The organism is Microbispora bryophytorum, from assembly GCF_043197435.1.
GTDB lineage: Bacteria > Actinomycetota > Actinomycetes > Streptosporangiales > Streptosporangiaceae > Microbispora > Microbispora bryophytorum.
Genome location: NZ_JBICTF010000001.1, coordinates 861,758 through 874,703, shown reverse-complemented (window position 1 = coordinate 874,703; position 12,946 = coordinate 861,758). Strand labels below are relative to the sequence as shown.

9 protein-coding genes are annotated in these 12,946 nt (G+C 69.9%); 3 read left to right on the top strand and 6 right to left on the bottom strand.

The genetic code is table 11. The annotated features are described in order from the left end of the window. Positions 1–92 precede the first annotated feature (92 nt). Positions 93–1,328, bottom strand: a complete 1,236-nt coding sequence (locus ACGFIB_RS04055) for a multicopper oxidase domain-containing protein (protein WP_393368279.1) — start codon at positions 1,326–1,328, stop codon at positions 93–95. Positions 1,329–2,092: 764 nt separating this feature from the next. Between ACGFIB_RS04055 and ACGFIB_RS04050 the strand changes: the two genes are divergently transcribed. After that, entirely contained in the window at positions 2,093–3,373 is a 1,281-nt protein-coding gene (locus ACGFIB_RS04050; protein WP_393368277.1) for an OmpL47-type beta-barrel domain-containing protein, read from the top strand. A gap of 92 nt (positions 3,374–3,465) precedes the next feature. Here the strand turns inward: ACGFIB_RS04050 and ACGFIB_RS04045 are convergent, their stop codons facing one another. From ACGFIB_RS04045 to ACGFIB_RS04030, 4 genes are all read right to left on the bottom strand, one after another. Next, complete coding sequence (locus ACGFIB_RS04045) at positions 3,466–4,995, bottom strand: glycoside hydrolase family 3 protein (RefSeq protein ID WP_393368275.1); 1,530 nt, start codon at positions 4,993–4,995, stop codon at positions 3,466–3,468. Between the two features lie 122 nt (positions 4,996–5,117). Continuing rightward, on the bottom strand, positions 5,118–5,969 hold the full coding sequence (locus tag ACGFIB_RS04040) for a carbohydrate ABC transporter permease (protein WP_191051881.1): 852 nt from the start codon (positions 5,967–5,969) through the stop codon (positions 5,118–5,120). Next, the gene (locus ACGFIB_RS04035) at positions 5,966–6,985 is read right to left on the bottom strand and encodes a carbohydrate ABC transporter permease (RefSeq protein ID WP_357248587.1); all 1,020 of its coding nucleotides are present in this window, start codon (positions 6,983–6,985) and stop codon (positions 5,966–5,968) included. Before ACGFIB_RS04035 ends, ACGFIB_RS04040 begins: the two co-directional genes overlap by 4 nt. A gap of 3 nt (positions 6,986–6,988) precedes the next feature. Next, positions 6,989–8,425: a sugar ABC transporter substrate-binding protein gene (locus ACGFIB_RS04030; RefSeq protein ID WP_357165204.1), complete on the bottom strand. Its 1,437-nt coding sequence runs from the start codon at positions 8,423–8,425 to the stop codon at positions 6,989–6,991. A gap of 111 nt (positions 8,426–8,536) precedes the next feature. Between ACGFIB_RS04030 and ACGFIB_RS04025 the strand changes: the two genes are divergently transcribed. Beyond that, entirely contained in the window at positions 8,537–9,712 is a 1,176-nt protein-coding gene (locus ACGFIB_RS04025; protein ID WP_142575246.1) for an ROK family transcriptional regulator, read from the top strand. Between the two features lie 16 nt (positions 9,713–9,728). Beyond that, positions 9,729–10,412, top strand: coding sequence for a M15 family metallopeptidase (locus ACGFIB_RS04020; RefSeq protein ID WP_357248590.1), 684 nt, complete (start codon positions 9,729–9,731; stop codon positions 10,410–10,412). Positions 10,413–10,484: 72 nt separating this feature from the next. Here the strand turns inward: ACGFIB_RS04020 and ACGFIB_RS04015 are convergent, their stop codons facing one another. Continuing rightward, positions 10,485–12,692, bottom strand: coding sequence for a cellulose binding domain-containing protein (locus ACGFIB_RS04015; RefSeq protein ID WP_393368271.1), 2,208 nt, complete (start codon positions 12,690–12,692; stop codon positions 10,485–10,487). Positions 12,693–12,946: the final 254 nt, after the last annotated feature.

Sequence of the window (12,946 nt, the reverse complement as noted above, 5' to 3'; positions counted from 1 at the left end):
GAGCCAGCGGATGCGACCTGGGGGTCGGGTCGAGGCGCGGCCGTGCCGATCCGGAGGAATTCGCGAAGGAAAGAGGGAATTTCGAAGCCGGGTCAGCCGCAGCTGGTCGCGGTGTAGCCGGCCTCGTAGGACGTGGTGACCTTCTTGCCGTTGATGAGCGAGGTGCCCGTGACGGTGGCCTTGCCCGCGTCGATCTGCTTGGCCCGCGCGTTGAAGGACTGGTAGGCCTGCTTGCCCGGGGCCACGTCGGCCACGGTCTTGGTGCCGTACGGGGTGGTCAGCGTCACGGTCGCCGGCACGTCGCCGTCGTTGACGGCGGTGACCGCGACGTACACCGACGAGCCCACGCAGCGGGACGAGGCGGTGACGGTCAGCGGCACGCTCTCGCTCGCGCCGGTCACCGTGAACGTCCCGGCCAGCCCCTTGTCGGAATAGTCCTGTACGTGGGAGAGGTACATCCACTTCCCGGGGCCGACGCGTTCGCCGGCGATGACCTGGAAGCCGAACGACTCGGCGGGTCCTGTGGTCTTTGTGTCGATGATCCGGCTCGGGTCCTCCGGGTCCTCGATCATGCCGGTGCGGTTGTCGGCCCAGCGGTGTCCGTGGATGTGGAAGGTGTGGAAGACGTTTCCGTGGGCGATGACGATGAACTCCACCCGTTCGCCGAGTCCGGCGGTGAAGTCGGGCGCGGGCGTGAGGTTGTTGGTCGTCATGTCGTTGAAGACGATGGTGAAGGTCTTGTCCGGGAGTGTGTCGCCTGTGCGGCGTACCACGACCGGCCCGTAGAGTCCGCGCAGGATGCCGCCCGTGCCGTGGTCGGTTCCCACGACGTGGTCGTGGTAGTGCCAGTAGCCCGCGCTGCCCGGTGCGACGGTGCCGTCCGTCCGGTCGATCTGGGCGTGGGTGCGCCAGGTGTAGACGTACCGGCCTCCCGGCTCCACCACGCTGCTGTTCATCCGCGTGCCGTCACTGTCCCATTCGTAATCCACTCCGTGCACATGCAGGCTGGCGGTCACGTCGGCGTTGTTGACGAGCTCGATCTCGAGGGTCTCGCCCTCGATCATCTCGATGAGGGGGCCGGGGATCGTGGGCTTGCCGGGCTCCAGGCCGTAGCCCAGCTGACCGTTCGGCAGGTTGTCCACGTAGAGGGTGATGCGGCGGACGTCGCCCGGCTCGCCCGCGGTCCTGCCCGCTGTCTTGTCCGCAGGCGCCGCGGTGGCCTGACTCGACACGGCGAACGGCGCGATCGCGGCGGCTGTCGCCGCGGTGGTGGCGAAGGCGCGACGGGACAGCAGGTGTCGCGTCACATCAGTGCTTTTCTCGGTCATGGTTCCCAATCAAGGACGGCGCTCGCCTGGGCGCGGCGAGCGGGGGGGTGGTCCGTGATGCCGGCGGATACGACGTGAGGGTCGGGACCCGAGGCCGGTCCGCGGAGCGTCGGCCGTGTCGATCCGGAGGTGGAATTCGGGCAGGTGTGAGGGCACTTTCCTCGATGCGTACGGGGTCTTTTGCTGATTTCTTCAGTAAGTATGGTAACGAACGAGTCAACTTAGTAATGGTTGTGGACTAAATGCAGCCAGAATGTTACGTTTTCCAGCCGAAGCGCCTGAAGAGCGGCCACCAGCCTCTGAAGGGATGGAGGACGTCACGGCACCGATGTCGTCGCCGGCGAGCCCAGTGACCACTGCGGCCGATCAGGTAGTTCTTCCGAAGGTTGCTGTTGCCCCCCCACAACCGAAGGAGCGGACGATGGGCCGAAGAGACCTCTTCGCATACCCCGGCCACCCGCCTGGCGCCGCGCCGTGATCATAAGGGGAACGTCGCCCTGACTCTGGGCGTGGCGACGCCGCCCGTTATGGCCGCCAGACCTACCACCGCTCCGAGGCCGACACCGCCTGGCCGAGTTTCGCGACGCCCGCGTGCGCGAGCACTCCCGCCCGGCACGCCCTCGGAGTGACGTCGGCCAAAGCATGATGTCCGCCGGCCGGCGCATCAGATCATGAGAGGTACACGGTATATGCGCATCAGATCTTTGTCGGGCTTCCTCGGTGATTTGCGGAGGGCGCTCAGAACCCCTGCCACGCTCGGACGCATGGTCCTGGTGATCGCGGCAGTGGCACTGCCGACGGTGTGGCTGTCGGGAGTCGGAGCCGCGGCGCAGGACCAGGGTCAGCAGGCCGTCCAGGCGGCGGAGCAGACGCTCGTCTGGACCGCCGACAACAGTTACACCCAGTACAAGTCCGCGCCGACCACGGCGAAGGCCGGCCTTACGACGATCGTCTTCGAGACCAACGCGTCGACCGGCAACACCTCCGGGCTGACGCACACGCTGACGTTCGACGTCTCCAGCCCCGGCTACAACCACGACGTCAACGTCAACTTCGTCGCCAGCCCCTTCGACGCGAGCGGGGGCAGGCACGAGGTTCAGGTGAACCTCACCCCCGGAACGTACCGCTTCTACTGCGCGATCCCCGGTCACTCGGGAATGGTCGGCGAGCTCGTGGTCACCAGCGCCGACACGACGCCGCCGACGGTGGCGGCGGATGTGTCGGGCGAGAAGAACGCCGATGGCGACTACGTGGAGTCCGCCGCGGTGACCGTCTCCGCGACCGACACCGAGTCCGGTGTGGACACGGTGGAGTACGCCCTGGACGCTGGCGCGTTCCAGGCCTACACGGCTCCGGTGCCGGTGAACCAGGTCGGCGAGCACACCGTGAGCTATCGGGCGACCGACAAGGCCGGCAACACCTCTGAGGTGCAGTCGGTGACGTTCACAGTGGTGGCCCCGCAGCCGAAGGACACCACGCCGCCGACGGTGGCGGCGGATGTGTCGGGCGACAAGAACGCCGATGGCGACTACGTGGAGTCCGCCACGGTGACCATCTCCGCGACCGACACCGAGTCCGGTGTGGACACGGTGGAGTACTCGGTCGACGGTCAGGCGTTCGCGTCGTACACGAAGGCGCTCGTGATCGACCAGCCGGGGGCGCACACTGTGAGCTACCGGGCGACCGACAAGGCCGGCAACACCTCCGACGTCGCCACCACCGACTTCACGATCGTCATGGCGCCGCCGCCCGCCGAGACGCCGCTGACCGTCACCGCCTCGTCCCGCTGCGTGGGCTCGTCGGTGTACGTCGCGGTCACGGCCGTCAACGACGGCGACGTGCCGGCGACGGTGACGCTGACCACCCCGTACGGCTCCAAGACCGTGGCCGACGTGGCCCCGGGCAAGCAGGCCTACCAGTCCTTCAACGCGCGGGCCAAGCAGATCGGCGCGGGCGAGGCCACCGTCACGGGCACCTCGCTCATCGACGGCGAGAAGGTCACCACGTCCTACGAGGCCGGCTACACCGCGACCAGTTGCGGCTGACCGGGGCCGCGTGGCGATCACGGTGTGTGTACCGGTGACGCCACCGTAGTGAACAGGGGCCGACCGGCCGATGGGCCGGTCGGCCCCGTCTTCTACAGCCCCGCCACCGAGGGGCCATCGCTCAGCAGCTCCACCGCGGCCTGGGCGTTGGGGCGGGCCGCGCCGTACGTCGCGATGTAGGCCCCCGCCTCCGGCCGCCAGATCGGCAGGCCCATCTCCATCACGACGGCGTCCGGGCGGGCGGCGAGCAGCTCCGAGATCAGCCGGCGGCTGCCCGGGTGGCGGTGGGCGTCCTTGACCACCACGATCAGCGAACGCTCCCGGGCCCGGCCGAGCAGCGCCCCGGCGTCGGCCTCCGCCGGCCTGACCCGGACGATCTCGGCCTCCGGCAGCCACGGCGCGACCCCCCAGGGCACCTCGCCCACCGCGATCGTCGGCGGTGTGTCGATCTCGACCACGAACGGGTCGGCCAGCGGCCCCGCCGAGCCCGTCAGCGACACGGCGCGCCGGGCGGCGCGGAGGCCGACGACGTCGCCCTCCGCGACCTCTCCGGCCGGCCCGTTCCCCGACGACAGGTGCGCGCCGGCGAACCAGTCGCGCAGCCGCTCCACCCGCCCGGCGGCCTCTTCCAGCCGCTCGGCCGGGAGTCTGCCCTCGGCGACGGCGTCCACGATGTGGTCCACCATGCCCCGTACGTCCTCCGCCGTGGGCAGCGGCCCGAGGCACAGCAGGTCGGCGCCCGCGGCCAGGGCCAGCACCGCGCCCTCCGCCAGCCCCACGTTCTCGCTGATCGCGTGCATGTCGAGGGCGTCGGTGAGCACGACGCCGTCGTAGTCCAGCTCGCGGCGCAGCAGCCAGGTGAGCGCCCGGGCGCTGAGCGTGGCGGGCAGGTCGCCGGTCAGCTCGGGAACGGCCACGTGCGCCGTCATGATCGACTTCGCTCCGGCCTCGATCGCCGCGAGGAAGGGGACCAGCTCACGCTCTCTCAGCAGGTCGAGCGAGGCGTCCACGATCGGGATCTCCAGGTGGGAGTCCTGATGGGTGGCGCCGTGGCCGGGGAAGTGCTTGACGCAGGCGGCGATCCCCGCCGACTGCAGGCCGCGTACGGCCGCGACCGTGTGCCGTGCCACGAGGTCCGGCGACGGGCCGAACGACCGGGTGCCGATGATCGGGTTGTCGTCCGCGGTGTTGACGTCGGCCACCGGGCCCATGTCGAGGTTCACCCCGCACCGCGCCAGGTCCGCCGCCATCGCGTGGTAGACCCGCTCGGTGAGGGCCACGTCGTCCACCGCGCCGAGCGCGGCGTTGCCCGGATAGGCGCTCCCGGTGTGGTAGGCCAGCCGGGTGACGTCCCCGCCCTCCTCGTCCAGGGAGACGACGGGGCGGCCCGCCTCGTTCAGGCGGGCGCTGAGCGCGGCGACCTGTTCGCCGCCCGCGACGTTGAACCCGAACAGGCAGACGCCGCCCAGACCGCCCTCCAGGCCGCGCAGGACCCAGTCCGGCGCGGTGGTGCCCCGGAACGAGATCAGCAGTGCGCCCGCCGCGAGCCGGTGCAGGCCCGGGTCGCCGGTACGCGTGGACAGGTCGGCGCCCCCCGCCAGGGGGTCGCGTTTGGCGGACATGGTGTCTGCGCTCCTTAGGTGACAGTGGGAGTGAGGGCGCGCGGGCAGGACCCGTACGGCCACCTGGCGCGGTGGCCGTACGAGGGTGGCCGTTCGAGGGGGAGGTGCCGGTGGCGGTGGGGTTATCCCTTGACCGCGCCCGCGACGAGGCCGGAGACCATCCGCCGCTGGACCAGCAGGAAGAAGACGAGGACCGGGATGGTCATCAGGGTGGAGGCGGCCATGATGCCGCCCCAGTCGGTCGACCGCTGGCCGACGAAGAACTTCAGGGCGACCGGCATCGTGTACTTGCCCTGGTCGTTGATCAGGGTGAGGGCGAAGACGAACTCGTTCCAGGTGGTGATGAAGGCGAAGATGCTCGTCGCCACCAGACCCGGCGCGACCAGCGGGAACAGCACCCGCCAGAAGGTGGTGAACCGGCCGGCGCCGTCGATCCAGGCCGCCTCCTCCAGCTCCTTGGGCACGGCCGCGACGAACGTGCGCAGCATCCAGACGGAGAACGGCAGCGTCAGGCCGACGTTGACGACGATCAGGCCGAGCAGCTGGTCGTACAGGCCGATCCGCTTGACCATGGTGAACAGCGGGATCAGCAGCGCCTCCGCCGGCACCATCTGCACGATCAGCAGCAGGATCAGGAACGAGGTGCGGAAGCGGAAGCGGAACCGGGCCACCGCGGTCGCCGCGAGCAGCGCGAAGACCGCGCCGAGCACGACGGCGCTGAGTGCCACGAGCGTGCTGTTGAGCAGGTACTGCCAGATGGGGAGCTCGCCCACGCCCTTGGTGAAGACCCGCTGCACGTGGTCCAGCGACGGCGGGCTGGGGAAGGGGATGAAACTCGTGGTGAAGATCTGGTCGTTCGGCTTGAAGGCCGTGGCGACCATCCAGTAGACGGGGAAGACCGCGAAGAGGAACACCGCGACGCCGGCCGCGTTCAGCGCGATCCGTCCGAGTCTCCTGCGCGCCAGCGGGTTCATCGGATGTCGTCCTCCGTCTTCACGATCTGCCGGACGTAGACGAGGGTGATCAGCAGCAGGATCACGGTCAGCACGACCGCGATGGCGGCGCCGAGCCCCAGCTTCGGCGAGCTGCCGCCGAACGCCTCGGCGTAGCTCCACAGCGAGAGGTTGAACGCGTCCCGGTTCGTGGTGCCGCCCGCCAGCAGGTAGAGCTGGGTGAAGACCTTGAAGTCCCAGATGATCGACAGCACGACCAGCACCGAGAACACCGGCTTGAGCAGCGGGAAGGTGATCCTCCTGAACGTGGTGACCGCGCCCGAGCCGTCCATCTTCGCCGCCTCGTACAGCTCCGACGGGATGCTCTTCAGACCGGCGAGCACCGACACCGCGATGAACGGGAACGACGCCCACACCACGGCGAGGATCAGCACGAAGTAGAGCGTGGAGGTGTCGTTGAACCAGGGCTGGCCGCTCCAGTCCGAATGACCGAACAGCAGCCGCGACAGCCCGTCGGGCAGCAGGTTCAGCATCCAGTTGGCGACGCCGGCGTCGGAGTCGAACAGCCACTTCCACACGATGGCCTGCGCGGTGGGCGGGGTCGCCCACGCGGCCATGATGCCGACGACCACGAAGGTCGACATCTTCGGGCCGAGCTTGTTGAGCAGCAGGCCGACCAGGGTCCCGAGGAGGAGCGTCAGCGCGACGGTGACGAGGGCGAAGACCACCGTGTTGCGCAGCGACGACCAGAACAGGGGCGAGGACAGGACGCTCTCGTAGTTGTCCACGCCGATGAAGTCGGCCGGCGCGGGGTTGACGGCCTTGATCTGGCGGAGTCCGACCTTGTGAAAGGACATCTCGACCATCTGGTACATCGGGTAGAGCAGCAGCACCGCGATGACCAGGAAGCCCGGCAGGAGCAGGACGTAGGGGACGGCCTTCGGGGGGAGCCCCGATCCGCGCGCCCGCTTGCGACCGCGCCGCGACGGGGCGGAGGTGTCGGCTCCGCCCCGGGCGAGGGTTGACGTGTCAGTCATGATCTACTGGTTGAGAATCGTCTCAAGCTCGGTGTTCGCGTCCGTCAGAGCCTGGTCGACGCTCTTCTTGCCCTCGATCACCTCGCGCGCCGCGTTCTGCAGCACGGCCTTGGTGTCGTTGGCCTCGGCCCAGTTGGGGCTGGCCGGGAAGCCCTTGGCGACCTTGAAGGTCTCCGTGAACGGCTTCTGGGCGGGGTCGCCGCCCATCTCCGCGAGCGCGTCGGGGTAGAGCGGGAGCAGGCCGCCCTCCTTGGCGTACCGGACGCCGAACTCCTTGCCCGCGGCGAGCTTGACGTACTCGAGGGCGAGCTCGGGGTTCTTGCTGTCCTTCCAGACGGCGATGTCGTTGCCGCCCTGGAAGGCCGGGGCCGGGCCGGAGCCGTCCTTGGCGGGCAGCGAGAAGAAGCCCATCTTCGACTCGTCGACCTTGCCCTTGCTCTGCTCCTTGATGGCGGCGATGTCCCAGCCGCCGGTGACGTACATGCCGACCTTGCCGGCGGCGAAGCGCTGGGCGATGTCGACGGAGTTTTGCGTCAGGCGGCCCTTGCCGGACACGCCGTCCTTGGCGACCAGGTCCGTGTAGAACTGGAAGCCCTCCTTGAAGGCCGGCTGGGTGAGCTGGCCCACCCACTTGCCGCCTTCGAATGTGGCGAAGTCACCACCGGCGGACCAGACGAACGGCGACAGCGACATGTTCGCGTCGGAGCCGCCGTTGAAGGCGAAGCCGTCGACGTCCTTGCCCTGCTTGTCCACGATCGTCTTGGCCGCCGCGACCAGGTCGTCCCAGGTCTTGGGGACCTCGATGCCGAGCTTGTCGAACCAGTCCTTGCGGTAGAGCACGGCGCGGGTGCCGCCTCCCCACGGCAAGGCGTAGATCTTGCCGTCGATGGTCTCGTAGCTCCACAGGTTCTGCGGGATCTGCTGGAGCTCGGGGTCGCCCTTCGCGGCGTCGGTGATGTCGGCGAGCGCGTCCTGCGCCACCCAGGCGGCGACCTGGTCGTTGCCGAACTCGGTGACGTCCGGGCCCTCGCCGCCGGCGAGCGCGGTGGTCCACTTCTTCTGGGCGTCGGGCCAGGGGACCCACTGGACCTTCGCTTCGGCGCCTGTCTGCTCCTTGAACTTGGCGTTCAGGTCGTCCATGTATTTGGTGAAGACGTCGGTGGGGGCACCGAGTCGCCACACGGTAAGAGTCTGACCGGCGAACTTCGGACCGTTCGCGGCGGCGGAGGCCGTCGGGGCGGTCGTGCTTCCGGAGTCGTCGCTTCCGCAAGCGGCGAGTCCCAGGGCCAGGGCAGCGGTCGCGGTAGTCGCGACGGCGATCTTCACGATCTTCACGATGGGTCTCTCCCTTCCCGGCTTCGCGTCGGGGGTGCGCCTCGTGGGGGGTGTCGGCGGGCCGCTCACCTGCTGGAAGGCGCTCTCCTTTCGGTCGGCGCTCATGGCGTCCCGAGGCTGATCGGTTGCCTCCGGGCTGGCTGGCGCTAAACTAACAAGAAACTTTCTTATAAAAAAGACCGCGTTAGCGGATCGTGACGAGAGGGGAACCTGCCGGTGGCTCAACGACCGGGTACGCCTCGGCTGCTTCGGCAGATCAACGATCGCGCGGCATTGGAACTCCTCATCTCCAGAGGCCCGCTGACCAGAGCCGAGTTGGGAGAGCTTACCGGGCTGTCCAAGGTCACATCCGGCCAGCTCCTGGCCCGTCTGGAGACGCGCGGGCTGGTGACGGCCGCGGGGGAGCGCTCCGGAGGCCGCGGCCCCAACGCCGCGCTGTACGGGGTCAACCCCTCCAGCGCGTACGTCGCCGGGCTGGAGGTGCTGCCGGACAGCGTCACGGCCGCCGTCGCCGACATCGCCGGCACGGTCGTCGCCCAGGTGACCGTGGACCCGAGCGAGGCCCGCGATCCCGTGGGCATCGTCCACGAGGCCGTCCAGCGGGCCTGCGAGACGGCCGGGATCGAACTCGCCCGGCTGCGCTGCTTCGTCATCGGCACGCGCGGAGTGGTCGATCCGCTCACCGGCGACGTGCGCTACTCCGTCGACCTGCCCACCTGGCACGTCGGCATCCTGGCCGGGCTGCGCACCCTGCTCGGCGAATGCGTGATCATCGAGAACGACGTCAACCTGGCGGCCCTCGCCGAGCAGACGTACGGCGCCGCCCGGGGCGCCGACGATTTCGTGATCCTGTGGACCGGCGTCGGCCAGGGCCTCGGCGTCATGCTCGGCGGCAGGCTGCACCGGGGCATCACCGGCGGCGCGGGCGAGATCGGCTGGCTGCCCGTCCCCGGGGAACCGTTGCCGAGCGCGGTCACCGCGCCGCAGACCGGTTCCTTCCAGCGCCTCGTCGGAGGAGAGGCGCTGCGCAACCTTGCCCGCTCGCACGGCCTCGCCACCCCGGACATGCGGGACGCCGAGGTGGCCGACCTGGTCCGTACGGCCATCGACGCCGGCAACGAGGATTTCGTCGAGGACCTGGCCGGGCGGCTCGCGGTCGGCGTCGCGGCGGTCTCCGTGGTCCTCGACCCGGGGCTCGTCGTGCTCAGCGGTGACGTGGGCAGGGCCGGCGGCGCTCACCTCGCGGAGCGCGTCGAGGAGGCGGTGGCCAGGGTGTGCCCGAGTAGTCCCACGGTGGTGGCGACCAGCGTGGAGGGCAATCCAGTTCTCATGGGTGCGATCGTCGCGGCACTGGACCAAGCGCGCGAAGAGGTCTTTTCGGACACTGTTTGACGGTAAATTGATCCACGTGCCCGAACCTCTACATGATCGCTTCGCCGTACCCGGCCTCGCCGAAGGTCCGGTGCTCATCTCCGACCCCCGTGTGACCGCGATCGGCGTGCGCGAGTGCGGGGAGAAGCTGAGCGACGTACGGGGGCGGCTGCGGGTGGACGGGCGGCTCGCCGACCCCGCCGGGGCCTACGCCCACCTGCGCGAGGGCCTGCTCGCCCGTCTGGAGGAGGCGCAGGAGCGGCTGCCCGCCGGATGCAACCTGGTGGTGGTCGAGGGTTACCGCCCGCCGGCGCTGCAGACGAAGTACTTCGAGGACTACAAGGACGAGTTGCGCACCACGTTCCCCCTGCTGTCGGACGCGGAGCTGCACGTCGCCGCGAGCCGGTACGTCTCGCCGATCGAGGTGGCCCCGCACACGGCGGGCGCGGCCGTCGACCTCACGCTGTGCGACGGCGACGGGGTGGAGCTCGACATGGGGACGGCCGTCAACGCGACCCCCGAGCAGAGCGGCGGCGCGTGCTACACCGCCGCCCCCGTGGGAGCCGAGGCGCGGCGCAACCGCGACGTGCTGCGGGCCGCCCTGGAGGCGGCCGGGCTGGTCAACTACCCGACCGAGTGGTGGCACTGGTCCTACGGCGACCGCTACTGGGCCATGACCCGCCACGCCCCCGCCGCCGTTTACGGCCCCGTCGAGCTGTAGGGACGGCCCGGCCGCCCGCGCCGGGGTGCCGGTGCGGGCGGGTTCGGCGCGGGGGGTGTGATGCGGCGTGGCTCAGGTGAGCTGGATGTGGTCCAGCTCGGCGTAGCCGGTGCCACCGGAGAAGCCGGGGGAGCCCTTGGCCAGGCGGATGACGTTGTAGCCCGCCCGCAGGTTCACGGTGGTGCTGACCGTGGCGCCGAACTGGCCCCACCCGGAAGTGGCCGGGTAGCCGACGGTGCTCCACGACCCGCCGTTCACGGCCAGGCCCTGGGTGGCGGTGGCGCCGGTGCCGTTGGCGTAGCCGATGGTCATCGTGTAGGTCCGGGCGGCAGGCACGTTCACCACGAAGTCGACGTAGCTGTCGGTGCTGTGATCACCGTTGCTGTTGTCGATGCGGCCCACGTAGCCGCCCTCGGACGCGCTGGAGCCGGTCAGCCGCTGGGCGCGGAAGACCGACGCGTTCTCCGCCTCGTAGCGCTGCTGGTAGGACGGCACCCCGCCGGCCGGCTGGACGATCACGTGGTAGGCGTCCGAGGCGGCCATGTTCGGCACCGTCACCAGTAGCTGATCGCCGGTCACCCGGTAGACGATGTCGGAGACGGCGGTGGCCGCCGGAACCGAGGTGAAGCGGTTCGGCGTGTGCGTGGACTCCAGCGTGACCCGGACCGAGGAGCCCAGCGCGCCGATGCCGGTGACGCGGACGGTGTTGGTGCCGGACTCGTTGCCGAGGACCACGTTGACGATCTTGCGGGTGGCGTCGTAGGAGGCGAAGCCGTCCAGCCCGGTCTGGGCGGGCGGGGTGGTGGTGACCATGCGGCCGGCCATGTCGCCGTACCACTTGTACAGCCACCAGGTGCCGGTGGGCTGGCTGTTGTTGACGACAAGCCCGTTCATGGTGCCGTATTCGTACCAGAACGCCCGGTGCGCCGTCTCGACCCCGCCGCGTTCGAGCTTGGCCACATAGCTGGCGATCCGGCCCGGGACGTCGACCTCACTGGTCGCGGCGTACTCGTTGATCGAGATGCGGCGGGGGCTGATGCCGAGCGAGGACTCCAGCGCGCGGTAGTCGGCGATGTGCGCGGCGATGCCACTGGGGTCGCCGCCCAGCTCGTGCCAGCAGATGACGTCGGGCAGCGTGCCCGCGGCCTTGGCGCTGCTCAGGAACGACGACAACCAGGAGCGGTTGTAGTAGGAGATGCTCGGGCCGACGATCGGCGTCGTGGTGTCCAGCGCCCGCACGGCCCGGAAGGTGCGCGTCCAGCCGTCGTTGAAGGACCCGGCGGCGGAGGTGTTCCAGGTCCAGTCGGGCTCGTTCCACAGCTCCCAGCCGATGACGTTGGTCACCGAGGTCGCGTTGCGGCGGGCGGTGACCATCGTGTTCACCTTGGCCAGCCAGTCGGTCCAGCTCACCCACCGGTAGGGGAAGTTGGGGTAGATGTCCGGCATCCGGACGTACTCCCCGGCCCCCACCCGGGTGGCCTGCGGGGCCACCAGCAGCGAGTCACCGCCGGGCGGCTGGCCGTTGGGCCGCTGCCCCACGCCCGGGGCGGGCTGCGTCAGCGAGTTGACCTTCAGCGGCAGCAGCGCGGAGTCGGCCGGGCGGCTGTTTTCCGCCAGGCCGTACAGGCCGCCGGCCGCGACGTGCGTGACCGGCCGGAACGGGGAGCCGACTGCGACGGTGAGCACTTTCCCCACGGGGTTCGTCGGTGGCGTGGCGCCGGAGGGGCTGGCCGAAGGGGACGGCGACGGGCTCACCGAGGGGCTCGCTGAGGGGCTCGCTGAGGGGCTCGCTGAGGGGCTCGCGGACGGGCTTGGTGACGGGCTTGGTGACGGGCTTGGTGACGGGCTCGCCGACGGGCTGGCGACGGTGCCGGTGCACGGGGTGCCGTTCAGGGTGAAATCGGTGGGAACGGGGTTGGAACCGTCCCAGGAGCCGTTGAAGCCGAAGCCGGCCGTGCCGTTGGTGGGGATGGAGCCGTTGTAGCCGGCGTCGGTGACGGTGACCTGCGCTCCCGACTGCGTGTGGCTGCCGTTCCAGAGCTGGGTGATGGTCTGCCCGGCGGTGAATGACCAGGTCAACGTCCAGCCGTTCACTGGATCACCGATGTTGTTAACGTTAACATTCGCGCCGAAGCCGCCCGGCCACTGATTGGTGATCGTGTAGGTGACCTGACAGCCGGTCGCGGCCTGGGCGGTCAGGGCCGGCGTGACGGCGCCTACGGTCCCGGCGCAGACGACGGCGGCCAGCGCCGCTCCTAACCGGTGGGAGAAGAGTCGCATCTGTGTCCTCGGAGACGGGGGGCGGATTGAGGGGGAGAAGGGAGCCCATGCGAGAGCCGCTGACGTGAAGCAGAGAACGGCCGTGGCCTGACACGGCTGAGCGGCCGTTCTGGTCCGGAGGTCGACGCCGCCGGGCGAGGCGGCGATCGAGGTCGGCGGGAGGCGATCGGCCGGGCTGCCGTCCGCGGTCGGCTCGCACGCGTGCCGGCGCCGACCGCTCCGCCGGTGCCTGCCGGGACGGTACCCGCCGGGGC

Excerpts from the sequence above, each read along its gene's own strand:
- ACGFIB_RS04030 (WP_357165204.1), bottom strand. The coding sequence starts at position 8,425 with ATGAGCGCCGACCGAAAGGAGAGCGCCTTCCAGCAGGTGAGCGGCCCG.
- ACGFIB_RS04040 (WP_191051881.1), bottom strand. The coding sequence starts at position 5,969 with ATGAACCCGCTGGCGCGCAGGAGACTCGGACGGATCGCGCTGAACGCG.
- ACGFIB_RS04015 (WP_393368271.1), bottom strand. The coding sequence starts at position 12,692 with ATGCGACTCTTCTCCCACCGGTTAGGAGCGGCGCTGGCCGCCGTCGTC.
- ACGFIB_RS04050 (WP_393368277.1), top strand. The coding sequence starts at position 2,093 with ATGGTCCTGGTGATCGCGGCAGTGGCACTGCCGACGGTGTGGCTGTCG.
- ACGFIB_RS04035 (WP_357248587.1), bottom strand. The coding sequence starts at position 6,985 with ATGACTGACACGTCAACCCTCGCCCGGGGCGGAGCCGACACCTCCGCC.
- ACGFIB_RS04045 (WP_393368275.1), bottom strand. The coding sequence starts at position 4,995 with ATGTCCGCCAAACGCGACCCCCTGGCGGGGGGCGCCGACCTGTCCACG.
- ACGFIB_RS04055 (WP_393368279.1), bottom strand. The coding sequence starts at position 1,328 with ATGACCGAGAAAAGCACTGATGTGACGCGACACCTGCTGTCCCGTCGC.